This is a genomic window from Streptomyces sp. NPDC057854, from assembly GCF_042797055.1.
GTDB lineage: Bacteria > Actinomycetota > Actinomycetes > Streptomycetales > Streptomycetaceae > Streptomyces.
This window is the reverse complement of sequence record NZ_JBHVMF010000004.1, coordinates 148,481-170,679: the sequence shown is the minus strand read 5'-3', so window position 1 is coordinate 170,679 and position 22,199 is coordinate 148,481. Positions and strand designations below refer to the sequence as shown.

21 protein-coding genes are annotated in these 22,199 nt (G+C 73.9%); 15 read left to right on the top strand and 6 right to left on the bottom strand.

From position 1 onward, the window contains the following. Positions 1–2 precede the first annotated feature (2 nt). Genes ACFVQZ_RS08725 through ACFVQZ_RS08675 form a run of 11 tightly spaced genes read left to right on the top strand, consistent with a single transcriptional unit; the run spans position 3 to position 10,205 of the window. Complete coding sequence (locus ACFVQZ_RS08725; protein ID WP_030492266.1) at positions 3–809, top strand: ABC transporter permease; 807 nt, start codon at positions 3–5, stop codon at positions 807–809. 1 nt (position 810) lies between these two features. Continuing rightward, positions 811–2,064 carry an MCE family protein gene (locus ACFVQZ_RS08720; RefSeq protein ID WP_383620651.1) on the top strand — a complete coding sequence of 418 codons (1,254 nt, stop codon included), beginning with the start codon at positions 811–813 and terminating at the stop codon, positions 2,062–2,064. Continuing rightward, on the top strand, positions 2,061–3,095 hold the full coding sequence (locus tag ACFVQZ_RS08715; protein WP_030492264.1) for an MCE family protein: 1,035 nt from the start codon (positions 2,061–2,063) through the stop codon (positions 3,093–3,095). Before ACFVQZ_RS08720 ends, ACFVQZ_RS08715 begins: the two co-directional genes overlap by 4 nt. Next, on the top strand, positions 3,092–4,135 hold the full coding sequence (locus ACFVQZ_RS08710) for an MCE family protein (protein WP_030492263.1): 1,044 nt from the start codon (positions 3,092–3,094) through the stop codon (positions 4,133–4,135). The genes ACFVQZ_RS08715 and ACFVQZ_RS08710 overlap by 4 nt, the downstream gene beginning before the upstream one ends. Next, the gene (locus tag ACFVQZ_RS08705) at positions 4,132–5,190 is read left to right on the top strand and encodes an MCE family protein (protein WP_030492262.1); all 1,059 of its coding nucleotides are present in this window, start codon (positions 4,132–4,134) and stop codon (positions 5,188–5,190) included. Before ACFVQZ_RS08710 ends, ACFVQZ_RS08705 begins: the two co-directional genes overlap by 4 nt. Beyond that, positions 5,187–6,380 (top strand): MCE family protein, encoded by a 1,194-nt coding sequence (locus ACFVQZ_RS08700; protein WP_383620648.1) that lies wholly within the window; start codon positions 5,187–5,189, stop codon positions 6,378–6,380. The genes ACFVQZ_RS08705 and ACFVQZ_RS08700 overlap by 4 nt, the downstream gene beginning before the upstream one ends. Beyond that, entirely contained in the window at positions 6,377–7,654 is a 1,278-nt protein-coding gene (locus ACFVQZ_RS08695) for an MlaD family protein (RefSeq protein WP_383620646.1), read from the top strand. The genes ACFVQZ_RS08700 and ACFVQZ_RS08695 overlap by 4 nt, the downstream gene beginning before the upstream one ends. Further along, positions 7,651–8,160 (top strand): hypothetical protein, encoded by a 510-nt coding sequence (locus tag ACFVQZ_RS08690; RefSeq protein ID WP_030492259.1) that lies wholly within the window; start codon positions 7,651–7,653, stop codon positions 8,158–8,160. Before ACFVQZ_RS08695 ends, ACFVQZ_RS08690 begins: the two co-directional genes overlap by 4 nt. Continuing rightward, on the top strand, positions 8,157–8,810 hold the full coding sequence (locus tag ACFVQZ_RS08685; protein ID WP_383620644.1) for a hypothetical protein: 654 nt from the start codon (positions 8,157–8,159) through the stop codon (positions 8,808–8,810). The genes ACFVQZ_RS08690 and ACFVQZ_RS08685 overlap by 4 nt, the downstream gene beginning before the upstream one ends. A 26-nt stretch (positions 8,811–8,836) precedes the next feature. Then, the gene (locus ACFVQZ_RS08680) at positions 8,837–9,379 is read left to right on the top strand and encodes a nuclear transport factor 2 family protein (RefSeq protein WP_030492257.1); all 543 of its coding nucleotides are present in this window, start codon (positions 8,837–8,839) and stop codon (positions 9,377–9,379) included. A gap of 55 nt (positions 9,380–9,434) precedes the next feature. Further along, complete coding sequence (locus ACFVQZ_RS08675) at positions 9,435–10,205, top strand: hypothetical protein (RefSeq protein ID WP_383620642.1); 771 nt, start codon at positions 9,435–9,437, stop codon at positions 10,203–10,205. Between the two features lie 15 nt (positions 10,206–10,220). On the opposite strand, the gene ACFVQZ_RS08670 is transcribed toward ACFVQZ_RS08675, so the two are convergent. After that, positions 10,221–11,012, bottom strand: coding sequence for a putative protein N(5)-glutamine methyltransferase (locus ACFVQZ_RS08670; protein WP_383620640.1), 792 nt, complete (start codon positions 11,010–11,012; stop codon positions 10,221–10,223). A 194-nt stretch (positions 11,013–11,206) separates the two neighbouring features. Further along, a complete protein-coding gene (locus ACFVQZ_RS08665; RefSeq protein ID WP_030492254.1) occupies positions 11,207–11,689 on the bottom strand; it encodes a glutathione peroxidase in 483 nt (160 codons plus the stop codon). A 38-nt stretch (positions 11,690–11,727) separates the two neighbouring features. Here ACFVQZ_RS08665 and ACFVQZ_RS08660 point away from each other — a divergent pair, with 38 nt between their 5' ends. Both ACFVQZ_RS08660 and ACFVQZ_RS08655 read left to right on the top strand, forming a co-directional pair. Further along, a complete protein-coding gene (locus tag ACFVQZ_RS08660) occupies positions 11,728–11,946 on the top strand; it encodes a DUF6011 domain-containing protein (protein WP_383620638.1) in 219 nt (72 codons plus the stop codon). Between the two features lie 161 nt (positions 11,947–12,107). Continuing rightward, positions 12,108–13,178, top strand: coding sequence for an RNA ligase (ATP) (locus tag ACFVQZ_RS08655; RefSeq protein ID WP_383620636.1), 1,071 nt, complete (start codon positions 12,108–12,110; stop codon positions 13,176–13,178). Between the two features lie 4 nt (positions 13,179–13,182). Here the strand turns inward: ACFVQZ_RS08655 and ACFVQZ_RS08650 are convergent, their stop codons facing one another. Both ACFVQZ_RS08650 and ACFVQZ_RS08645 read right to left on the bottom strand, forming a co-directional pair. Continuing rightward, positions 13,183–14,049: an acyl-CoA thioesterase II gene (locus ACFVQZ_RS08650; protein ID WP_030492251.1), complete on the bottom strand. Its 867-nt coding sequence runs from the start codon at positions 14,047–14,049 to the stop codon at positions 13,183–13,185. 12 nt (positions 14,050–14,061) lie between these two features. Further along, positions 14,062–16,575, bottom strand: coding sequence for a DEAD/DEAH box helicase (locus ACFVQZ_RS08645; RefSeq protein ID WP_383620634.1), 2,514 nt, complete (start codon positions 16,573–16,575; stop codon positions 14,062–14,064). A gap of 132 nt (positions 16,576–16,707) precedes the next feature. Here ACFVQZ_RS08645 and ACFVQZ_RS08640 point away from each other — a divergent pair, with 132 nt between their 5' ends. Together ACFVQZ_RS08640 and ACFVQZ_RS08635 are read left to right on the top strand one after the other, a co-directional pair. Next, the gene (locus ACFVQZ_RS08640) at positions 16,708–17,499 is read left to right on the top strand and encodes a metal-dependent hydrolase (protein ID WP_383620632.1); all 792 of its coding nucleotides are present in this window, start codon (positions 16,708–16,710) and stop codon (positions 17,497–17,499) included. A 161-nt stretch (positions 17,500–17,660) separates the two neighbouring features. Continuing rightward, complete coding sequence (locus ACFVQZ_RS08635; RefSeq protein ID WP_030492248.1) at positions 17,661–18,386, top strand: trypsin-like serine protease; 726 nt, start codon at positions 17,661–17,663, stop codon at positions 18,384–18,386. Between the two features lie 56 nt (positions 18,387–18,442). Here the strand turns inward: ACFVQZ_RS08635 and ACFVQZ_RS08630 are convergent, their stop codons facing one another. Together ACFVQZ_RS08630 and ACFVQZ_RS08625 are read right to left on the bottom strand one after the other, a co-directional pair. Continuing rightward, the gene (locus tag ACFVQZ_RS08630) at positions 18,443–20,224 is read right to left on the bottom strand and encodes an ABC transporter ATP-binding protein (RefSeq protein WP_383620630.1); all 1,782 of its coding nucleotides are present in this window, start codon (positions 20,222–20,224) and stop codon (positions 18,443–18,445) included. Then, positions 20,221–22,020, bottom strand: a complete 1,800-nt coding sequence (locus ACFVQZ_RS08625) for an ABC transporter transmembrane domain-containing protein (RefSeq protein ID WP_383620628.1) — start codon at positions 22,018–22,020, stop codon at positions 20,221–20,223. Before ACFVQZ_RS08625 ends, ACFVQZ_RS08630 begins: the two co-directional genes overlap by 4 nt. Positions 22,021–22,199 lie beyond the last annotated feature (179 nt).

Below are 22,199 nucleotides of genomic sequence, written 5' to 3'. Positions count from 1 at the left end.
AGATGGCCTCCCCGTTCGTCTGGCTCGACCGGTCCGGCGACCAGCTCCTGTTCTACGTGAGGGCCCTCCTCTGGGTCCCCAGGACCCTGCGCCGCTACCTCAAGGAGGTGCAGCGGCTGCTCGCCGAGGTCGCCTTCGGCTCCGGCGGCCTCGGCGTCGTCGGCGGCACCATCGGCGTCATGATCGCCATGACGCTGTTCACCGGGACCGTCGTCGGCCTCCAGGGCCACGCCGCCCTCGAACAGATCGGCACCGCCGCCTTCACCGGCTTCGTCTCCGCGTACTTCAACACCCGCGAGATCGCCCCGCTCGTCGCCGGACTCGCCCTCTCCGCCACCGTCGGCGCCGGCTTCACCGCCCAGCTCGGCGCCATGCGGATCAACGAGGAGGTCGACGCCCTCGAAGGCATGGGCATCCGCTCGATGCCCTACCTGGTCACCACCCGCATCATCGCCGGCGTCGTCGCGATCATCCCGTTGTACGCGATCGGCCTGCTCTCCTCGTACCTGGCCTCCCGCACCGTCACCGTCCTCTTCAACGGGCAGTCCGAGGGCACGTACGACCACTACTTCAACCTGTTCCTGTCGCCCACCGACGTCCTGCTGTCGATGCTCAAGGTGCTGATCTTCAGCGTCATGGTGATCGTCGCCCACTGCTACTACGGTTTCCGGGCCTCCGGCGGCCCCGCCGGCGTCGGCATCGCCGTCGGCCGGTCCGTGCGCAACGCCATCGTGCTGATCAGCGTCACCGACTTCTTCCTGTCGCTGGCCCTCTGGGGCGCGACCACGACCGTGAAGGTGGCGGGGTGAGATGAACGCTCCACGAGGCCAGACCCTGCGCCGCCGCACCGCCGGCGTCGTCTTCCTGCTGGTGCCCGCGCTGCTCGCCTGGCTCGCGGTCGCCGTCTACGAGAAGCGGTTCACCGACTCCGACCCGGTCGTCGTCGAGACCGGCAGCGCCGGCAACGAGATGCACCTCGGCGCCGAGGTCAAACTCCGCGGCGTCGTCGTCGGCGAGGTCCGCGCCATCGACTCCACCGGCGACGGCGCCCGGCTCACCCTCGCCCTGCGCCCCGGCGCCCTCGGCCACGTCCCCGCCGACGTCCGCGCGCAGATGCTGCCCACCACGCTCTTCGGCGAGCGGTTCGTCGCCCTCGTACCGCCCGCGAACCCCGCCCCGGAACCGCTCGCGCCCGGCGCCGTCATCCCCGAGGACCGCTCCGGCAACGCCGTCGAACTCCAGCAGGTCCTCGACAACGTCCTGCCGATGCTCACCGCCGTCCAGCCGCAGAAGCTGTCCGCCACCCTCTCCGCCGTCTCCCAGGCCCTCGAAGGACGCGGCGAGAAGCTCGGCGACACCCTCGCCACGCTCGACGCCCACCTCAAGAAGTTCAACCCCCACCTGCCCGCCCTCACCCGGGACCTGAAGGAACTCGTGAAGGTCAGCCACCTCTACGCGGACGCCGCCCCGGACATCCTCACCGCGCTCACCGACTTCACCACCACCAGCGGCACCCTCGCCGAACGGGAGGCGGCGCTCTCCGGCACCCTCGGCGCCACCACCCGCACCGCCCAGGACCTCACCGCCTTCCTCCGCAAGAACAAGGACACGATCATCCGGCTCAGCGCCACCAGCCGGCCCACCCTGGAACTGCTCGCCGAGTACTCCTCGTCCTTCCCGTGCACCCTGCGCACCCTCGCCCAGTTCGTGCCCGCCATGGACAAGGCCCTCGGTAAGGGCACCGACCGCCCCGGACTGCACGTCGACGTCACCACCGTGCCCTCGCGCGGCGCGTACGACCCCGGCCGCGACACCCCCCGGTACGGCTCCGGCGGCGGCCCCCGCTGCTACCCGGTGCCCTACCTCGGCGTCCCCGCCGCACCCGCCGCCCGCGCGTCCGCCGCGGCCGACCAGGACCTCGGGCCCGCCAACTCCCCGCAGGAGAACGACCTCGTCACCGAACTCCTCGCCCCCGGCGCCCAGCGCCCCGCCGGGGAACTGCCCGACTGGAGCAGCCTGCTCGCGGGCCCCGCCTTCCGCGGAGCGGAGGTGACCCTCCGATGAGAAGGGCCCCGCTCACCGGCACCGTCCTTAAGTCCCTCGCCTTCGTCGTGGTCACGGCGGTCGCCACCACCGTCCTCGGCTTCAGCATCGCCGACACCGGCGTCGGCTCCGAGACCCGCTCCTACAAGGCGCTCTTCACCGACGTCACCGGACTCGTCGAGGGCGACTCCGTGCGCATCGCCGGAGTGAAGGTCGGCGAGGTCACCGACGTCCGCGTCGTGGAGCGCCGCACCGCCCAGGTCACCTTCACGGTCCGCGAGGACCGCGCCCTGCCGCGCTCCGCCACCGCCGGCGTCAAGTACCTCAACATGGTCGGCCAGCGGTACGTCTCCCTCGGCCGCGGCACCGGCGACCTGACCGGCACCCTCGCCGACGGCGAGACCATCCCGCTCGACCGCACCACCCCCGCCCTCGACCTCACCCTGCTCTTCAACGGATTCAAACCGCTCTTCGAGGGCCTGTCGCCCGCCGACGTCAACGACCTCGCCGGCTCCCTCGTCCAGGTCCTCCAGGGCGAGAGCGGCACCGTCGACAGCCTGCTCCGCCACATCGGCTCCCTCACCAAGACCGTCGCCGCCAAGGACAAGGTCATCGGCGACGTCGTCACCCACCTCAACACCGTCCTCACCACCCTCAACGACCGCGAGGCCGGCTTCGAGGACCTGGTCGTCACCCTCCAGAAGCTCGTCACCGGCTTCGACGGCGACCGCAAGCCCCTCGGCGAGGCCGTCCAGGCCATGGGCGCCCTCACCACCACCACCGCCGGCCTCTTCCAGGACGCCCGCGCCCCCCTCAAGAAGGACATCGGCGAACTCGGCCGGCTCTCCGGCACCCTCGCCGACCACACCCCCGCCCTCGAACGGTTCCTCGCCCGGACCCCCGACAAGCTGACCGCCCTCGCCCGGCTCTCCTCGTACGGCTCCTGGTTCAACCTCTACCTCTGCGAGGCGCGCGTGACCGGCGTGAAGACGAACGACGGCTCGAAACCGCCGACCGGCATCGCCGTGACCGAACCGAGGTGCCGCGGATGAACGCCCTCCGGATCCGGCCCGTCAAGGAACGCAACCCGATCGGCGTCGCCGTCGTCGGACTGCTCCTCCTCGGCCTCCTCGCCACCCTCGCGTACCACGCCGAACGGCTCCCGCTGGTCGGCGGCGGCACCACCTACAGCGCCGACTTCTCCGAGGCCGCCGGACTCGACCCCGGCGACGAGGTCCGCATCGCCGGCGTCAAGGTCGGCGAGGTCACCGCCGTCGGCCTCGACGGCCCCAAGGTCAAGGTGACCTTCGAGGTCGGCGACGCCTGGGTCGGCGACCGGTCGACCGCGGCCATCGCCATCAAGACCCTCCTCGGCGAGAAGTACCTCGCCCTCGACCCGCTCGGCACCGCCCGCCAGGACCCCGGCACCCGCATCCCGCTGTCCCGCACCACCTCCCCGTACGACGTGACGCAGGCGTTCCAGGACCTCAGCGGCACCATCGACGACCTCGACACCAAGAAGCTCGCGGAGAGCTTCCGGACCATGTCCGACACCTTCGAGAACTCGCCGCCGCACGTCCGCAACGCCGTCGACGGCCTCTCCGAACTGTCGAAGTCCGTCTCCAAGCGCGACACCGAACTCGCCCGGCTCCTCCAGCGGAGCGAGCGCTTCACCAAGACCCTCAAGGACAAGAAGTCCAGCTTCGAACTCCTCCTGGAGGACGGCGGCTCCCTCCTCGGCGAACTCTCCCGGCGCCGCGACGCCATCCGCGCCCTGCTCAAGGGCAGCCGCGCCCTCAGCACCGAACTCAGCGGCCTCGTCGCCGACAACGACCGCGCGCTCGGCCCCACGCTGAAGGCGCTCGGCAGGGTCACCGACGTCCTGGAACGCAACAGCGGCCAGCTCGACAAGACCCTCGCCCTCGTCGGCCCGTACTACCGGCTCGTCGGCAACACCCTCGGCACCGGCCGCTGGTTCGACAGCTACCTCTGCGGCGTCGTCCCCCGCGGCTACCTGCCCGAGGGCTCCCGGCCCGCGAACGGATGCCTGCCGCCGAAACAGAAGACCACGGCGAAGGGAAGCGGCGCATGACCAACCGGACCCGACGACCCCTCACCGCCGGCCTCACCCTCGCGGTGCTCGCCGCCGCCGGCCTCGTGACCCACCGCGCCCTCGACGACGACGGCATCCGCGTCACCGCCTGGTTCGACCGGGCCGTCGGCATCTACGCCGGCTCCGACCTGCGCGTCCTCGGCGTCCGCGTCGGCGAGGTCGAGTCCGTGGAGCCCCAGGGCACCCGCGTACGCGTCGGTCTCCGCCTCGACGAGGGCGTCATGATCCCCGCCGACGCCCGCGCCCTCGTCGTCGCCCCCAGCGTCGTCGCCGACCGCTACGTCCAGCTCACCCCCGCCTACACCTCGGGACCCGCCCTGGACGACGGCGCCGAACTCCCCGCCGCCCGCAACCGCACCCCCGTCGAGATCGACCAGCTGTACGCCTCGATCACCGACCTCAGCACGGCGCTCGGCCCCGACGGCGCCAACTCCGCCGGCGCGCTCTCCGACCTCCTCGACACCGGCGCGAAGAACCTCAAGGGCAACGGCGCCGCCATCGGCGGCTCGATCGACCGGTTCGGCAAGGCCGCCAAGACCCTCGACGGCAGCAGCGAGGAACTGTTCGCCACCCTCGGGCACCTCCAGACCTTCACCACCATGCTGAAGGAGAAGGACGGCGACGTCCGCACCGCCCAGGAACGCCTCGACGAGGTCGTCGGCTTCTTCGCCGACAACAAGGACGACCTCGCCGCCGCCCTCAAGGAACTCGGCACGGCCCTCGCCCGCGTCAAGACCTTCATCAAGGACAACCGCGGCGAACTGAAGAAGAACGTCGACCGGCTCGTCCCGCTCACCCGCACCCTCGTCGACCAGCGCGCCTCCCTGGCCGAAGCCCTCGACACGGCCCCGCTCGCCGCCGGCAATTTCGTCAACGCCTACGACGAGGACACCCGCAGCCTGCACGGCCGCGCCAACCTCAACGAGATCAGCATGGGCGGCCCGCTGCTCCCGCTGCCCGTGACCGGACCCTCCGCGAGCGGCACGCCCCCGACGGCCACCGAGACCCCCGCGAACCCAGAGGAGGAGCGGTGAGAAGCCCCCGCCTGCCCTCGGCCAGGGCCGCCGGCGCCGGAGCCGCCGTCCTGGCCGCCGCCGGCCTCGGCCTGGCCCTCGCGCTCGGCGCGCTGCCCCCGGTCCCCGTCCGCTTCGACGGCATCGAGGACCTGCCGCTGCCCGGCGGCGCCGACCTCGGCGACCACCCGTACACGGTCACCGCCGAGATCGCCGACGTCCTCAGCCTGGTGCCGCAGGCCGCGGTCAAGGTGAACGACGTCGCCGTCGGCCGCGTCAGCGCCATCGAACTGGACCCGGAGACCTGGTCCGCCCGTGTCACGCTCACCCTCAACGGCGACGTCCGGCTGCCCGCCGACGCCGGCGCCCGGGTGGAACAGTCCAGCCTCCTGGGCGAGAAGTACGTCCAGCTCGTCGCCCCCGCCCGCCGCGGCCCCGCCGACGGCGCCCGGCTCGCCGACGGCGATGTCATCCCGGTGGCCCGCACCAGCCGCAACACCGAGGTCGAGGAGGTGTTCGGCGCCCTCTCCCTGCTCCTCAACGGCGGCGGCGTCAACCAGCTCAAGACCATCACCCGCGAACTCAACGCGGCCCTCGGCGGACGCGAACCCGAGGTCCGCTCGCTGCTCCACCGGGTCGACACCCTGGTCACGAACCTGGACGCGCACCGCGGCGACATCACCCGCGCCCTCGACGGCCTCAACCGCCTCTCCACCACCCTCGCCGGCCGCAAGAAGGACATCGGCACCGTCCTCACCGGCCTCTCGCCCGGCCTGAAGACCCTGGAGAACCAGCGCGGCTCCCTCATCACCATGCTCCGCGCCCTCGACACCCTGTCCGGCGTCGCCGTCTCCACCGTCGAGGCGAGCAAGAAGGACATGGTCGCCGACCTCAAGGCCCTCGCCCCGACCCTGACCGCCCTCGCCGACGCCGGCGCCGACCTCCCGGAATCCCTCCAGGTGCTGCTGACGTACCCCTTCACCGACGAGGTGATGAAGGGCATCAAGGGCGACTACCTCAACACCTACCTCCACCTGGCCGCCGCACCCGGCACCGAGGTCATCCCGCCGCTCATCCCCGCGGCCGAACCCACCCCCACACCCACCCCCAGCCCGACCGACCCGAACGCGCCCACCTCCCGGCGCCAGGGCGCCGCGTCCCCCCTGCCCCTGCCGGCCCTCACACCGAACGACGGAGGCGAGCACCGGTGATCACCCGCACCGTACGGCTGAAGAACCTCGCGTTCCTCGTCATCGCCGTCACCGTCCTCGGCTTCGTCGGCGTCCGCTACGCCGACCTCGGCCGTCACGTCGGCCTCGCCGACCACTACACCGTGCGGGTCCACCTCGCCCGCACCGGCGGCCTGTTCCCGCACTCCGACGTCACCTACCGGGGCGTCTCCGTCGGCCGGGTCGGCGCCATCGACCTCACCGCCGACGGCGTCGTCGCCGAACTCCGCATCAAGAAGTCGGCCCCCCGGATCCCCGCCGACGCGCGGGCCGTCGTCGCCGGCCTCTCCGCCGTCGGCGAGCAGTACGTCGACCTGCGCCCCGCGAGCGACGGCGGCCCCTTCCTCGCCGACGGCGCCCGCATCGAGGAGCCCGACACCCAGGTGCCGGCCCCGGTCACCGACGTGCTCAGCGGCATGGACGCGCTGACCCGCTCCGTCCCCCTCGACTCCCTCCGCACCGTCGTCGACGAACTCGGCAAGGCGTTCGAAGGGCACGGCGACGACCTCCAGGTCCTCCTCGACAGCGGCAGCGCCTTCGTCACCGCCGCCGACAAGGCCCTGCCGGTCACCACCCGGCTCATCCGGGACGGCGAGGTCGTCCTGCGCACCCAGGCCGAGGAGAGCCGCGCCATCCGGAACTTCGCCTCCGGCGCCCGTACCCTCGCCACCACCCTCAAGAGCTCCGACGCCGACCTCCGCCGCCTCCTCACCGTCACGCCCGACGCGGCCGGTCAGGTCAGCGGCCTCCTCGACGACCTCGACCCCAGTCTCGGCGTCGTCCTCGCCAACCTCCTCACCACCTCCGAGATCGCCCTCACCCGCCAGCGCGGCATCGAGGAACTGCTGGTGACCTACCCGGCCGCCGTCTCCGCCGGCGCCACCGCCGTCCACGACGGCCGCCTCGACATCGGCATGGCCGTCACCTTCTTCAAGCCGCTGCCCTGCACCGACGGCTACGGCGGCACCCGCTACCGCAACGGCCTCGACCTCGGCACCGCGCCCGCCCTCAACACCGGCGCCGCCTGCACCAGCCCCGCCGCCTCCGGGACCAACGTCCGGGGCTCCGCGCACGCCCCGAAGGGCGGCGCCGCACCCGCACCGGTCCGCCCCGGCCCCCGGCACCCCGAGGCGAAGGAGCCGAAGGCCCGCGGGATCCAGCCGCCGCTGCCGGGCGCCCTGTCGCTGCCCGGCGAGACCGACGGCCCCACCGATCTGGCCGGACTCCTCGGCCTCGGCACCGGGAGCGCGCGATGAAGCGGGCCGGGATCGCCTCCGCCGCCGCCCTCGCCGTCGCCCTCGGCTTCTGCGGCACCGGAGCCTGGACCTACGTCCAGGCCCGCACTGACCAGGAGCTCTCCTTCGGCCGCGAACGCGACACCGCCCTCGCCGAGGGACGGCAGCGCCTCGCCGTCCTCAACACCCTCGACGCCTCCACCCGCGAGCGCGCCGAAGCCGGCATCGCCGCCTGGCGCGACGCCGCCACCGGCCCGCTCCGCGACGAACTGGGCCGCACCGAACCCCGGGAGGGCGCCTCCGCCCGGGCCACCGTCACCGAGGCCGCGCTCACCACCCTCGACGCCCGCGCCGGCACGGCGAAGCTCATCGCGACCGTCCGGGTGGACGTCACCCCGAAGGGCGCCGGCGCCCCGACCACCGACCGCAAACGCCTGGAGGCGGTCCTCCACCGCACCGGCGAGAACACGTGGAGGGTGGCGGCGCTCAGCGCGGTCCCCGTGGCAGGAGCGGAGAAGACCGAGTGACCCACACCGACACCACACCCGACACCGAGACCACACCCGGCACCGAGACCACACCCGGCACCGAGACCACACCCGACACCGAGACCGCCCCCGGCGCCGAGACCGCCCCCGGCACCGGGACGGAGACGGGCGCGGAGACCGCGGGCGGTGGCTCCCGCCGGCGCAAGGCCGTCGTGCCCGTCCTCGTCACCGCCCTCCTCCTGGCCGGCGCCGCCTTCTTCTACGGAGCCGACCAGCTCCGCTCCACCCCCTCGGCACGCAACCAGGCGCTCACCGACACCGCCGCCACCACCCGCGTCGGCGGCGACGTCGGGGAGGGCCTGGCCCGGATCTTCTCGTACACCCCGACCAGTTCCGACGCCGCCGAGCGCTCCGCCGCGACCGTCCTCGCCGGCCGTGCCGCCCGCCAGTACAGCGACCTGTTCGCCCAGGTCCGCAAGAGCCTGGTCGAGCAGCGCGTCACCCTCGCGACCCAGGCCGTCCGCACGGGAGTGATCGAACTCGACGGCGACAGCGCCCGCCTCCTCGTCTTCCTGGACCAGGTCTCGCGCCGCGACAAGGGCGCCGCCACCGCCGCGGCGGCCCAGCTCACGGTCACCGCCCGGTTCCAGGACGACCGGTGGCGGATCACCGACATCAAGGCCCGCTGACGTTGCGCGGGAGACGGGAGCAGCCCATGACACGCGCGGTCCGCACCGCGGCCGGGGCCCGGCCGGTCCTGGCCGTGGCCCTCGCGCTCACCCTCGCCGCGGGCGGCTTCGCCGCCTGGAGCGGCCAGAGCTGGTACGCCGCCGCCCACGACGACTCCGCCGCCTACGCCGCGGAGCGCGACCGGGCGCTCGCCGCGGGGGAGCAGGCGGTGCAGAACCTCAACACGCTCGACCACCGGCGGGTGGACCAGGGGCTCGACCTCTGGGAGTCCTCGACGACCGGCGAGCTGCATGAGCAACTGGTCGACGGGCGCGAGGAGTTCGCCGGCCAGGTGAAGGCCGCGAAGACGGTGACCACCGCCCGGGTGCTGTCCGGCGCCGTCACCGAACTCGACGACCGCGCGGGGCGGGCCCGGCTGCTGGTCGCGCTGCGGGTCACCGTCACGACGCCGGACGCCAAGAGCACCGACAAGGACAGCCGGATGCTCGGCGAACTCACCCGCACCGACGGCCAGTGGAAGCTCAGCGGCCTGGGGCAGGCCCCCGTGGGCGGCACGGCGACCGGCTGACCGGGCCGCGCCGACCGCCCGCGAGAGCCGCCCGCACCGGAAAGGACCCCGCACCATGCCGACGCCCCGCCACCACCTCAACCAGCAGCGCCGCCGCCGCGCCCGCGCCGAACAGCCGCCCGCCGCCGCCCCGGTCGCGGTCCTCACCGAGCCCGCGCCCCGCCCCGGACGGCGACCGGCGGCGAAGCCCGTACGAGAAGAGCACGAGAAGCGGGAGACGAAAAAGCAGCGGGAGACGGAGAAGAAGCAGGAGAAGCGTGCGCGGCCGGCGCTGCGGGTGCCCCTCCTCGTCCTGTGCGCGCTGACCCTGCTGCTCGGCGGGTTCGCCGGGTGGGCGGCCGGCAGGGCCGGCGAGCTGCGCGACGATCCCGCGCGCGCGAACACCGCGCTCACCGACCTCGCCCGCACCAGCGAGATCAAGGGGGCGACGGCCGCGGCCGTGGCCGCGCTCTTCTCCTACGACCACACCGACCCGGACGCCTTCACCCGGGCCGGCCGGACCTTCCTCACCGGCAAGGCGGTCGAGCAGCACCGGACCCTCTTCGCCGGCGTCCTGGCGCAGGCCGCCGAGCAGAAGTCGGTGATCACCACGACCGTCACCGAGAGCGCCGTCGAGCGGATCGACGGCGACCGCGCCCGCGTCCTCGTCTACGCCGACCAGAGCAGCGTCAGCACCGCCGGAACGCCCCGGCCCCAGGCCGGCGGGAAGCAGGCGAAGGCCCCGGCGCGGGACCAGGGCGTCTACGCGGGCGCGATGTTCGCCGTGGACCTCGTCCGGCGCGACGGCGCGTGGCTGGTCGAGAACCTCGACACGTTCGGCCGCTGAACCGGCCGGGCCCGGTCACCCCTCCCGGGTCGCGACCAGCACGGTCGCGTACCGCTCCTCGCAGGTGGCGAACCGGGGCGTGAGGCCGTGCGCGGCGACGGCCTCGGCCGCCGCGCCGGTCTGCCGCTCGCTCGTCTCGACGAGCAGGTGCCCGCCGGGCGCCAGCCACTCCGGCGCCCCGGCGGCCACCCGGCGCAGCACGTCGAGGCCGTCCGGGCCGCCGTCGAGCGCGACCAGCGGCTCGTGCTCGCGGGCCTCGGGTGGCAGCAGCCCGACCTCGCCGGTCGGGACGTACGGCACGTTGGCGACCAGGATGTCCACCCGGCCGCGCAGGTCGTCCGGCAGCGGCGCGAAGAGGTCGCCGGCGAAGACCCGCCCGCCGCGCGGTTCGATGTTCCGGCGGGCGCACGCGACCGCGGCGGATTCGATGTCCGCGGCGTACACCCGCGCGTCCGGCACCGCCGCGAGCAGCACCGCGCCGGCGGCGCCGGAGCCGCAGCACAGGTCGACGCAGAGCGCGCCGGGAGCGGCGAGCGCGACGGCCCGCTCGACGAGGAACTCGGTGCGCCGCCGGGGCACGAAGACGCCGGGGTCGACGGCGATCCGCAGTCCGCCGAACCCGGCCCAGCCGACGACGTGTTCGAGTGGGAGGCCGGCGGCGCGCCGGTCGACGAGGGCGTCGAGTTCGGCGGTGTCGCGGGCGGCTGAGAAGAGGAGTTCCGCCTCGTCCTCGGCGAAGACGCACCCCGCGGCGCGGAGCCGGGCGACGGTGGTGGAGCGGAGGGAGACGGTGGGGTCGAGCGACATGGGAGACCTTCCGGGAAGCCGTGCGGAGGCTCCCGCGGCCGCTACGACCGAGCCGGTGGTGCGGCCGCCGAGGGGGAGCTTCCTGCCTGCGTGGTGCGGATCGAACCCACCTCCTCCGGTCGCCGTGTGCAGAGCCCGATGATCGTACCGCAGGGCCGGCGCCGGGCGGCCGCCCGGCGCCGGATCGCCGGGGCTCAGACGAGCAGCGCCTCGATGGCCGCGACGACCTCGGCGGCCTCCGGCTCGGTGCGCGGACGGAAGCGGGTGACGGTCCCGTCGGCGGAGACCAGGAACTTCTCGAAGTTCCACTGCACGTCACCGGCCTCGCCGTCGGCGTCCGGGACCCGGGTCAGCTCGGCGTAGAGCGGGTGCCGGCCGTCGCCGTTGACCTCGGTCTTCTCCAGGAGCGGGAAGGTGACGCCGTACGTCGTCGAGCAGAAGCTCTGGATCTCCTCGGCCGTCCCGGGCTCCTGCCCGAGGAACTGGTTGCAGGGCACGCCGACGACGGTGAGGCCGCGCTCGCCGTACGTCTTCTGCAGCCGCTCCAGGCCCTCGTACTGCGGGGTGAGACCGCACTTGGACGCCACGTTCACGACCAGCACGGCCTTGTCCCGGTAGTCGGCCAGGGTGACCGGTTCGCCGGCCAGGTTCTTCAGCGGGATGTCGTACAGACTCATGGGGGAGCTCCTCGTCGAGACTAGGGTGAGATGACAACATGAGTGAAGAACCGCTGGCAATCGCGGTCGATGCCGCCGAGGGCGCGCCGCGCCGCCCGGTCCGCTGCCGCCTCTGCGGCCGCCCGCTGACCGGCGCCGACTCGCGCCGCACCGGCCTCGGCCCCACCTGCGACGCCAAGCTCCACCCGCCGGCCCCCGACATCCGCACCCGCCGCCACGAGGTCGAACAGGACCCGCTCCCGGGCCTGGACAGCTAGCCGGGGCGGGGGAGGCTCCGGCGGCACCCGCCGCAGCGGCGCCGGGCGGGCCCGGCGAAGGGCGCGACGATACCAGCACGGAAAAGCGGTGGGCAGGGAATTCACGGTCCGTCAGGGTGGGCGGCGATGAGACCGAGACCCGAGCATCCGGAGCCCTGACGATGTCCACCCTGCGCGTCACCGCCGAAGTCCTCACCGTCCACCCCCACCCCAACGCCGACGCCCTCGAACTGGCCCAGGTCGGCCTCTACCGGGCCGTCGTCGCCAAGGGCGCCTACCGGACCGGCGACATCGCCGTCTACATCCCGGAGCAGGCCGTGCTGCCCGCCGCGCTCGTCGACGAGCTGGGGCTGACCGGGCGGCTCGCCGGAAAGGCCTCGGACCGGGTGAAGGCGGTACGGCTGCGCGGGGAGCTGTCGCAGGGGATCGTCTGCCGGCCGGGCGCGCTCGCCGGGGTCGACCTGGCCCGGGCCGCCGCCGACGGCACCGACTTCGCGGAGGTGCTCGGGATCACCAAGTGGGTGCCGCCGATACCGCCCACCATGAGCGGGGACGTGGAGGCGGCGCCCGAGCTGCTGCCGTGGGTCGACATCGAGAACCTGCACCGCTACCCCGGCATCTTCGAGCCCGGGGAGCCGGTCGTCCTGACGGAGAAGATCCACGGCACGGCCTGCCTGCTGACGCACGTCGCGGGGGACGGCCGGACGTACGTGTCGTCCAAGGGGTTGGGCGCCAAGGGGCTCGCCCTCCGGGAGGACCCGCGCAACCTGTACTGGCGGGCCGTCCACGCGCACGGCCTGCCCGCCGTCGCCGAACGGCTCGCCGCCCGCCTCGGGGCGACCCGGGTCGGCCTCTTCGGGGAGGTGTACGGCTCCGGCGTGCAGGACCTGGCGTACGGCGCCGACGCCCGCCGCGAGGCGATCGGCTACGCCCTGTTCGACGTCTCCGCCGAGATCGACGGCGAGGTCCGCTGGCTCGACCCGGCCGAGGTCCTGGAGCCGGGCGAGGTCCCCCTCGTACCGCGCCTGTACGAGGGTCCCTACGACCTGGACGCCGTCCTCGCCCACGCGAGCGGCACCGAGACCGTCTCCGGGCGCGCCGCCCACCTCCGGGAGGGCGTCGTCGTCCGGCCGGCCGCCGAGCGGTACAGCCCGGTCACGGGCGGCCGGGCCGTCGCCAAGGCGGTCAGCCCGGCCTACCTGACCCGCAAGGGCGGCACCGAGTACGAGTGACCGGTCAGCCCAGGGAGCGGAACAGGCCCTCCTGGACCACCGAGACGAGCATCCGGCCCTCCCGGTCGTAGATCCGGCCCCGGGCCAGTCCCCGGCCGCCGGTCGCGACCGGGGACTCCTGCTCGTACAGGAACCACTCGTCGGCCCGGAACGGGCGGTGGAACCACATCGCATGGTCCAGGGACGCCATGTCGAAGCCGCGCGGGCCCCACAGCGGCTCCACCGGGATCCGCACGGCGTCGAGCAGCGTCATGTCGGAGGCGTACGTCACCGCGCAGGTGTGCACCAGCGGGTCGTCGCCGAGCGGCCCGACGGCCCGCATCCACACCGCGCTGCGCGGGTCGGCGTCCTTGACCTCCTCCGCCGTCCAGCGCAGCCGGTCGACGTACCGGATGTCGAAGGGCTGGCGGCGGGCCATCCGCTCCAGCGCCTCCGGCAGCGACCCGAGGTGGTCGCGGATCTCGTCCGCGAGCTTCGGCAGGGTCTCCGGGTCCACCAGGTGCCGGGGCGGCAGCTGGTGGGTGAAGGCGCCCTCCTCCGGGAGGTGGAAGGAGGCCGTCAGGTTGAAGATCGTCCGGCCCTCCTGCACGGCGGTGACCCGCCGGGTCGTGAACGACCGGCCGTCCCGCACCCGCTCCACCTGGTAGACGATCGGCACGCCCGGCCGGCCCGGCCGCAGGAAGTACGCGTGCAGCGAGTGCACCGGCCGGTCCGGTTCGACGGTCCGCCCGGCCGCCACCAGGGCCTGGCCGGCGACCTGCCCGCCGAAGACCCGCTGCAGCGACTCCTGCGGGCTCCGGCCGCGGAAGATGTTCACCTCGATCCGTTCCAGGTCGAGCAGATCCACGAGCCTCTCGGCGGGATTGGTCACCTCAGAACTCCTCTACAGCTGGCCGACCGACGTCACGCGGACGACGGCCCGGCCCTCCTCGTCGGAGGCCGCCAGGTCGACCTCCGCGCTGATGCCCCAGTCATGGTCGCCGTTCGGGTCGGCGAACGTCTGCCGGACGCGCCACACGCCGTGCGCCGCGTCCTCCTCGATGGACAGCAGCTTCGGGCCGCGCGCGTCGGGGCCGGTGCCGAGGTCGTCGTACTCGTCCCAGTACGCGTCCATCGCCTCGCCCCACGTGTCCGCGTCCCAGCCGGACTCCGCGTCCAGCTCGCCCAGCTCGTCGGTGCGGTCCAGCGCGGCCAGCTCCACCCGGCGGAACATCGCGTTGCGCACCAGCACCCGGAAGGCGCGGGCGTTCGCCGTGACCGGCTTGACCTGGTCGGCCTTCTCCTGCGCCTCCTCGGCCGTCTGGACCTCCGGGTTCGCCAGCTGCTCCCACTCGTCGAGCAGCGACGAGTCCACCTGGCGCACCAGCTCGCCCAGCCAGGCGATCAGGTCCTCCAGGTCCTCGGTCTTCAGGTCGTCCGGGATGGTGTGGTCGAGCGCCTTGTACGCGCTCGCCAGATAGCGCAGCACGATGCCCTCGGTCCGCGCCAGCTCGTAGTGCGAGGTGAACTCGGTGAAGGTCAGCGCCCGTTCGTACATGTCACGGATGACGGACTTCGGCGACACCGGGTGGTCGCCGACCCAGGGGTGGGACTTCCGGTAGACGTTGTACGCGTGCCAGAGCAGGTCCTCCAGCGGCTTCGGGTACGAGATGTCCTGGAGCCGCTCCATCCGCTCCTCGTACTCGACGCCGTCCGCCTTCATCTGCCCGACGGCCTCCCCGCGCGCCTTGTTCTGCATGGCGGCGAGGATCTGGCGCGGGTCGTCCAGCGTCGACTCGACCACGGACACCATGTCGAGCGCGTACGACGGCGACTCCGGGTCCAGCAGGTCGAAGGCGGCCAGCGCGAACGTGGACAGCGGCTGGTTCAGCGCGAAGTCCTGCTGGAGGTCGACGGTCAGCCGGATCGTGCGGCCCTCCGCGTCCGGGGTGTCCAGCTGCTCCACCACGCCGCCGTCGAGCAGCGAGCGGTAGATCGCGATGGCCCGGCGGATGTGCCGCAGCTGGTTCTTCCGCGGCTCGTGGTTGTCCTCCAGCAGCTTGCGCATCGCCTCGAACGCGTTGCCCGGGCGGGCGATCACCGACAGCAGCATGGTGTGGGTGACCTTGAAGCGGGAGGTCAGCGGCTCCGGCTCGGCGGCGATCAGCTTCTCGAAGGTGGTGTCGCTCCAGGCGACGAAGCCCTCCGGGGCCTTCTTGCGGACCACCTTGCGGCGCTTCTTCGGGTCGTCGCCGGCCTTCGCCAGCGCCTTCTCGTTCTCGATGACGTGCTCGGGGGCCTGGGCCACCACCAGGCCGGCGGTGTCGAAGCCGGCCCGGCCGGCCCGGCCGGCGATCTGGTGGAACTCGCGGGCGCGCAGGGTGCGGACCCGGTTGCCGTCGTACTTGGTGAGGGCGGTGAACAGCACGGTGCGGATCGGCACGTTGACGCCGACGCCGAGGGTGTCCGTCCCGCAGATCACCTTCAGCAGACCCGCCTGCGCCAGCTTCTCCACCAGCCGCCGGTACTTCGGCAGCATGCCGGCGTGGTGCACGCCGATGCCGTGCCGCACGTACCGCGACAGGTTCTGGCCGAACTTGGTGGTGAAGCGGAAGTTGCCGATCAGCTCGGCGATCTTGTCCTTCTCCTCGCGCGTGCACATGTTGATGCTCATCAGCGACTGCGCGCGCTCGACCGCCTGCGCCTGCGTGAAGTGCACGATGTAGACCGGCGCCTGCTTCGTCTCCAGCAGCTCGGTCAGCGTGTCCGTGATCGGCGTCAGCCGGTACTCGTACGACAGCGGCACCGGACGGGTCGCCGAACGGACCACCGACGTCGGCCGGCCCGTCCGCCGCGTCAGGTCCTTCTCGAACATGGACACGTCGCCGAGGGTCGCCGACATCAGGACGAACTGCGCCTGCGGCAGCTCCAGCAGCGGGATCTGCCACGCCCAGCCCCGGTCCGCCTCCGCGTAGAAGTGGAACTCGTCCATGACGACCTGGCCGATGTCGGCGTGCCTGCCGTCGCGCAGCGCGATCGACGCCAGCACCTCGGCCGTGCAGCAGATGACCGGCGCGTCCGCGTTCACCGACGCGTCGCCGGTCAGCATGCCGACGTTCTCGGTGCCGAAGATCTTGCACAGGTCGAAGAACTTCTCCGACACCAGCGCCTTGATCGGCGCCGTGTAGAACGTGACCTGGTCGTTGGCGAGCGCCGTGAAGTGCGCCCCGGCCGCCACCAGCGACTTCCCGGACCCGGTGGGGGTCGACAGGATCACGTTCGCCCCCGACACCACCTCGATCAGGGCCTCCTCCTGCGCCGGGTAGAGCGAGATGCCGCGCTCCTCGGCCCAGGCGGAGAAGGCCTCGAAGAGGGCATCGGGGTCGGCGGTCGGCGGCAGCTGATCGATAAGGGTCACGCCCCCATCTTGCCTGCATTCCGCCCGGATGAGGGAACCGGCCGTCGGATGCCAAGATCACTCCCGATAGGCTGCTCCGTCGACCGGTCGTCAACTCGACACCGGCAGGGGAGAAACGGGGCGACACCGACCATGATGGGACCGGCGCACTCGCTGTCCGGAGCGGCGGCCTGGCTGGGCGTGGGCGCCGCCGCGGCCGCCTTCGACCACCCGATGCCCTGGCCGGTGCTGCTCGCCGGCGCCCTGCTGTGCGCGGGCGCCGCCCTCGCCCCCGACCTCGACCACAAGTCGGCCACCATCTCGCGCGCCTTCGGCCCGCTCTCCCGGGGCCTGTGCGAGATCGTCGACAAGCTCTCGTACGCCGTCTACAAGGCGACCCGCAGCCCCCAGGACCCGCGCCGCTCCGGCGGCCACCGCACCCTCACCCACACCTGGCTGTGGGCCGTCCTGATCGGCGGCGGCTGCTCGGCCGCCGCCGTCGGCGGCGGGCGCTGGGCGGTCCTCGCGATCCTCTTCGTCCACCTGGTCCTCGCCGTCGAGGGCCTGCTGTGGCGGGCCGCCCGGATGTCCAGCGACGTACTGGTGTGGCTGCTCGGCGCGACCAGCGCCTGGATTCTCGCCGGCGTCCTCGACCAGCCGGGCAACGGCTCGGACTGGCTCTTCACCGGCCCCGGCCAGGAGTACCTGTGGCTGGGCCTGCCGGTCGTCCTCGGCGCCCTCGTCCACGACATCGGCGACGCGCTCACCGTCTCCGGCTGCCCGATCCTCTGGCCGATCCCCATCGCCCGCAAGCGCTGGTACCCGATCGGCCCGCCCAAGGGCATGCGGTTCCGGGCCGGCAGCTGGGTCGAGCTGAAGGTCCTCATGCCCGCCTTCATGGTCCTCGGCGGCGTCGGCGGGGCGTCGGCCCTCGGCTTCTTCTAGCGCCCGCCGGGCGACCACCTTCTCCCCGGGGCCGCGCCCCGGGGGGATAGCACGGTGTTATGGGCGAACGGGATTACCCCGCCGTCCGCCGCGTGACCACTCTGGTTCCACCCACTCCCCCCACAGGCGGCGCTCCCGCGCGCCGTCGGAGACGAGGAACCTTGCGTACGCACCGCATATGGGCGTCCGCCGCCGCCGCGGCGCTCTCCGTGCTCGCCCTCTTCGCGCCCGCCGCCACCGCGGCGGAGCAGACACCCGCCCGCGCCGGCACCGCCGCCGTCCAGCCGATCATCGGCGGCGGCTACGCCCAGAGCGGCCCCTGGGCGGCCCGGCTCTTCTCGAACGGCCGCGAGACCTGTTCCGCGACGATCATCGCCCCCACCTGGATCCTCACCGCCAAGCACTGCGTCACCGGCGGCGGCCTGTCCTTCCGGATCGGCAGCCTCGACCAGCACAGCGGCGGGACCGTCGCCAACGGCGTCCAGACCTACACCCACAGCTCCGACCTCGCGCTGGTCCGCCTGGACCGCTCCGTGACCGCGACCTACGCCCGGCTCGGCCAGCCCGGCTCCGTGAGCGTCGGACAGACCGTCCAGGTGTACGGCTGGGGCGCCACCTCCCAGTGCGGCTCTGAGGCCACCTGCCAGTCCCGCTACCTGAAGGTCGCCAACGTGGTCGTGACCGGCGGCTGCCGCGACGCCTACGGCGGCTCGGCGATCTGCGCCCGGCGCGGCGACGGCATCACCGCCGGCGGCGACTCCGGCGGCCCGATGATGGCGAACGGCGTCCAGGTCGGAGTCGCCTCCACCAGCGACCGCCAGACCACCACCGCGTACACCAACGTGACGGCCTACCGCTCCTGGATCCAGTCGATCGCCGGCGTCTGACCGCCGCCCCGGTCCGGGCCGCCCACCGGCGGCCCGGACCGGGCCCGGCCAGCAGGTCAGCCGTGCCAGGAGCGCCACAGCGCCGCGTACGCGCCGTCCGCCGCGACCAGCTCGTCGTGGCTGCCCAGCTCGCTGATCCGGCCCTCCTCGACCACCGCGATCACGTCGGCGTCGTGCGCGGTGTGCAGCCGGTGCGCGATCGCGACCACCGTCCGCCCGTCCAGCACCCGGCCCAGCGAGCGCTCCAGGTGCCGGGCCGCGCGCGGGTCGAGCAGCGAGGTCGCCTCGTCCAGGACCAGCGTGTGCGGATCGGCCAGGACCAGCCGGGCCAGTGCGATCTGCTGGGCCTGCGCCGGCGTCAGCGACCGGCCGCCGGAGCCGACCTCGGTGTCCAGGCCCGCGTCCAGCCCGCGCGCCCACGCCTCCGCGTCGACCGCCGCCAGCGCCGCCCACAGCTCCGGGTCCCCGGCGTCCGGTCGGGCCAGCAGCAGGTTGTCGCGGAGGGTGCCGACGAAGACGTGGTGCTCCTGGTTGACCAGCGCCACGTGCGCCCGGACCCGCTCGGCCGGCATCCGCGCCAGCTCCGCCCCGCCGAGCGTGACGGCCCCGGCGCGCGGCCCGTAGATGCCCGCGAGGAGCCGGCCCAGCGTCGACTTGCCCGCCCCGGACGGCCCGACCAGCGCCAGCCGGGTGCCGGGCGCCACCGCGAGCGACACGTCGTGCAGCACGTCCACGCCCTCCCGGTAGCCGAAGCGCACCCCGGCCGCCTCGACGTCCCGCCCGTCGGGCCGCACCGACGCGTCGCCGGGCTCCGGCTCGATGTCCCGCACGCCCACCAGCCGGGCCAGCGACACCTGCGCCACCTGGAGCTCGTCGTACCAGCGCAGCACGATCCCGATCGGGTCCACCAGCATCTGCGCCAGCAGCGCGCCGGTCGTCAGCTGCCCGACGTCCATCCAGCCCTGGAAGACGCAGAAGCCGCCGATGGCGAGCACCCCGCAGAGCACCGCGGTGTGCGTCAGGTTGACGACCGGGAAGAGCACCGACCGCAGGAACAGGGTGTACCGCTCCCACCGCGTCCACTCGTGGATCCGCCGGTCCGACAGGGCCACCCGGCGCGCGCCGAGCCGGTGCGCCTCGACGGTGCGGCCCGCGTCGACGGTCTCGGCCAGCACCGCGGCCACCGCCGCGTACCCGGCCGCCTCCGAGCGGTACGCGGAGGGCGCCCGCCGGAAGTACCAGCGGCAGCCGGCGATCAGCAGCGGCGCGGCGATCACCACGGCGAGCGCCAGCGGGGGAGCCGTGAAGGCCAGCCCGCCGATCAGCAGACCGGCCCATACCACGCCGATGACGAGCTGCGGCACGGCCTCGCGCATCGCGTTGGCCAGCCGGTCCACGTCGGTGGTGATGCGGGAGAGCAGGTCGCCGGTGCCGGCCCGCTCCAGGACGCCCGGTGGCAGGCCGACCGCGCGGACGAGGAAGTCCTCCCGCAGGTCGGCCAGCATCTCCTCGCCGAGCATCGCCCCGCGCAGCCGGACCAGCCGCACGAAGAGGGTCTGCACCACGAGCGCGACCGCGAAGACCGCGACCGCCCGCCCCAGCTGGAGCTCCCGGGCGCCCTCGGCGAGCCGGTCCACCACCTGCCCGAGGACGTACGGCCCCGCCATGGACGCCGTCACGGCGACCGCGTTCACGCCGACGAGCAGCGCGAACGCGCGGCGGTGCCGGCGCAGCAGCCCGCCGACGTAGGCCCGGACGGTCGCGCCGGCGGCGACGGGCAGGGTGGTGGCGGTTGTCGGGGCCGCCGGGTCGTACGCGGGCGGCACCAGGCCGATCATGCGGTTTCCCCTTCCAGGGCTTCGTGCGGGGCGCCCGCCGCGGCGGCGAGCTCGTCGTCCGTCTCCCGGGTGACGACCGCCCGGTAGCGCGGTTCGCGCGCCAGCAGGTCGCGGTGGGTGCCGTGGGCGACGGCCCGGCCCTCGTGGAGCAGGACCACCCGGTCCGCCAGGTCGAGCAGCAGCGGCGACGAGGCGAGCACGACGGTGGTCGCGCCGGCCCGCAGCTTGCGGACGCCCGCGGCGATCCGGGCCTCGGTGTGCGAGTCGACCGCCGAGGTCGGCTCGTCGAGGACCAGCACCCGCGGGTCGGTCACCAGCGACCGGGCGAGCGCGAGGCGCTGGCGCTGGCCGCCGGAGAGCGAGCGGCCCCGTTCGGTGATCCGGGTCCGCATCGGGTCGCCGCCGGTGCCGGCCGACGCCTGCGCGAGCGCGTCGAGGACGTCGTCGCACCGGGCGGCGGCGAGCGCGTCCTCCGGGCGGACGGCCCCCGACGACGGCACGTCCAGCAGCTCCTGGAGGGTGCCGGACAGCAGCACCGGATCCTTGTCCTGGACCAGGACGGCCGTCCGGGCCGCCTCCAGCGGCAGGTCGTCGAGCGGCACCCCGCCCAGTCGTACGGAGACGTGGTCGTCGTCCGGCTCGGCCGGGTGCCCGCCGAGCCGGTCCGCGAGCCGGCCGGCCGCGTCCGGGTTGCCGCACACCACGGCCGTGAGCTGCCCGGCGGGGGCGATCAGCCCGGTCACCGGGTTGTACAGGTCGTCCGCCGCCGGCCGGGCGGGCGCGCCGGCCGCCGGCTCGGTCGCCCGGGACAGGGCGAGGACCCGCGCGGCGCGCTTCGCGGAGGGCCGGGAGAAGGCGAACGCCATGGCGATCTCCTCCACGTTCCGCAGCGGATGGTGGGTGAGGGCGACCGCGCCGTAGACGGTGACCAGCGCGCCGACCGTGATCGTGCCGTCGAGCGCCAGGCGCGCCCCGTACGCCACCACGCCGATGAGCAGCAGACCGGGCAGCAGCACCTGGACGGCGGCGATCAGCGCCCACATCCGGGCGCTGCGCACGGCGGCGCGGCGGACCTCCTGGGAGGCGGCCCGGTAGCGGCCGAGGAACAGTTCCTCGCCGCCGATGCCGCGCAGCACGCGCAGGCCGGCGACGGTGTCGGAGGCGAGTTCGGTGGCCTTGCCGGCCTTGTCGCGCTGTTCGTCGGCCCGCCGGGTGGCGCGGGGCAGCAGGGGCAGCGCGGCCAGCGCGAGCGCCGGGACGCCCAGGGCGACGACGACGCCGAGCGCCGGTTCGTACACGAGGAGGCCGGCGCAGACGGCCAGCAGGGTGAGGACGGCGGCGGCGAACCGGGAGAACGCCTCCACGAACCAGCCGATCTTCTCGACGTCGCCCGTGGACACGGCGACGACCTCGCCGGCGGCGACCCGCCGGGTCAGCAGCGCGCCGAGTTCGGCGGTCCTGCGGGCGAGGAGCTGCTGGACCCGCGCGGCGGCGGTGATCCAGTTGGTGACGGCGGTGCGGTGCAGCATGGTGTCGCCGACGGCGATACCGGCGCCGAGCGCCAGCACCACCCCGCAGCCGAGGGCGAGTCCGCCGCCGTCGCGGTCCACGACGGCCTGGACGGCGAGGCCGACGCCGACCGGCAGGCCGGCGATGCAGAGATGGAGCAGCAGCCCCCACAGCAGCGACCGCACCTGCCCGCCGAGCTGCATCCGCCCGAGCCAGATCAGGAACCGGGTGCCCGACCGGACGTCGGGGACCCCCGGGTCGGCGTACGGCAGTTGACGGATCTGCATGACGTCCCCAGGGGTGCTCGGGGGCGGACGGGGGGCGGGCCGGGCGCACCCGGGCGCGCGTCGGCCGGGGCCCCGTCGAAGGGACCCCGTGGGTGGGGGTCCCGGGGTACGGGACCGGTGCCAGGTTCGCTCCCCGTCGCGGCTCGCGGCAACGGGTTTTCCGGCGGCGGGCGCCGGCG

Bases quoted from the DNA above. Each gene is read 5' to 3' on its own strand.
- ACFVQZ_RS08660 (WP_383620638.1), top strand. From the start codon at position 11,728: ATGAGTGAAGAACCGCTGGCAATCGCGGTCGATGCCGCCGAGGGCGCG.
- ACFVQZ_RS08670 (WP_383620640.1), bottom strand. From the start codon at position 11,012: ATGTCGCTCGACCCCACCGTCTCCCTCCGCTCCACCACCGTCGCCCGG.
- ACFVQZ_RS08625 (WP_383620628.1), bottom strand. From the start codon at position 22,020: ATGCAGATCCGTCAACTGCCGTACGCCGACCCGGGGGTCCCCGACGTC.
- ACFVQZ_RS08705 (WP_030492262.1), top strand. From the start codon at position 4,132: ATGACCAACCGGACCCGACGACCCCTCACCGCCGGCCTCACCCTCGCG.
- ACFVQZ_RS08655 (WP_383620636.1), top strand. From the start codon at position 12,108: ATGTCCACCCTGCGCGTCACCGCCGAAGTCCTCACCGTCCACCCCCAC.
- ACFVQZ_RS08710 (WP_030492263.1), top strand. From the start codon at position 3,092: ATGAACGCCCTCCGGATCCGGCCCGTCAAGGAACGCAACCCGATCGGC.
- ACFVQZ_RS08725 (WP_030492266.1), top strand. From the start codon at position 3: ATGGCCTCCCCGTTCGTCTGGCTCGACCGGTCCGGCGACCAGCTCCTG.
- ACFVQZ_RS08675 (WP_383620642.1), top strand. From the start codon at position 9,435: ATGCCGACGCCCCGCCACCACCTCAACCAGCAGCGCCGCCGCCGCGCC.
- ACFVQZ_RS08665 (WP_030492254.1), bottom strand. From the start codon at position 11,689: ATGAGTCTGTACGACATCCCGCTGAAGAACCTGGCCGGCGAACCGGTC.
- ACFVQZ_RS08630 (WP_383620630.1), bottom strand. From the start codon at position 20,224: ATGATCGGCCTGGTGCCGCCCGCGTACGACCCGGCGGCCCCGACAACC.
- ACFVQZ_RS08720 (WP_383620651.1), top strand. From the start codon at position 811: ATGAACGCTCCACGAGGCCAGACCCTGCGCCGCCGCACCGCCGGCGTC.
- ACFVQZ_RS08715 (WP_030492264.1), top strand. From the start codon at position 2,061: ATGAGAAGGGCCCCGCTCACCGGCACCGTCCTTAAGTCCCTCGCCTTC.
- ACFVQZ_RS08690 (WP_030492259.1), top strand. From the start codon at position 7,651: ATGAAGCGGGCCGGGATCGCCTCCGCCGCCGCCCTCGCCGTCGCCCTC.
- ACFVQZ_RS08640 (WP_383620632.1), top strand. From the start codon at position 16,708: ATGATGGGACCGGCGCACTCGCTGTCCGGAGCGGCGGCCTGGCTGGGC.
- ACFVQZ_RS08680 (WP_030492257.1), top strand. From the start codon at position 8,837: ATGACACGCGCGGTCCGCACCGCGGCCGGGGCCCGGCCGGTCCTGGCC.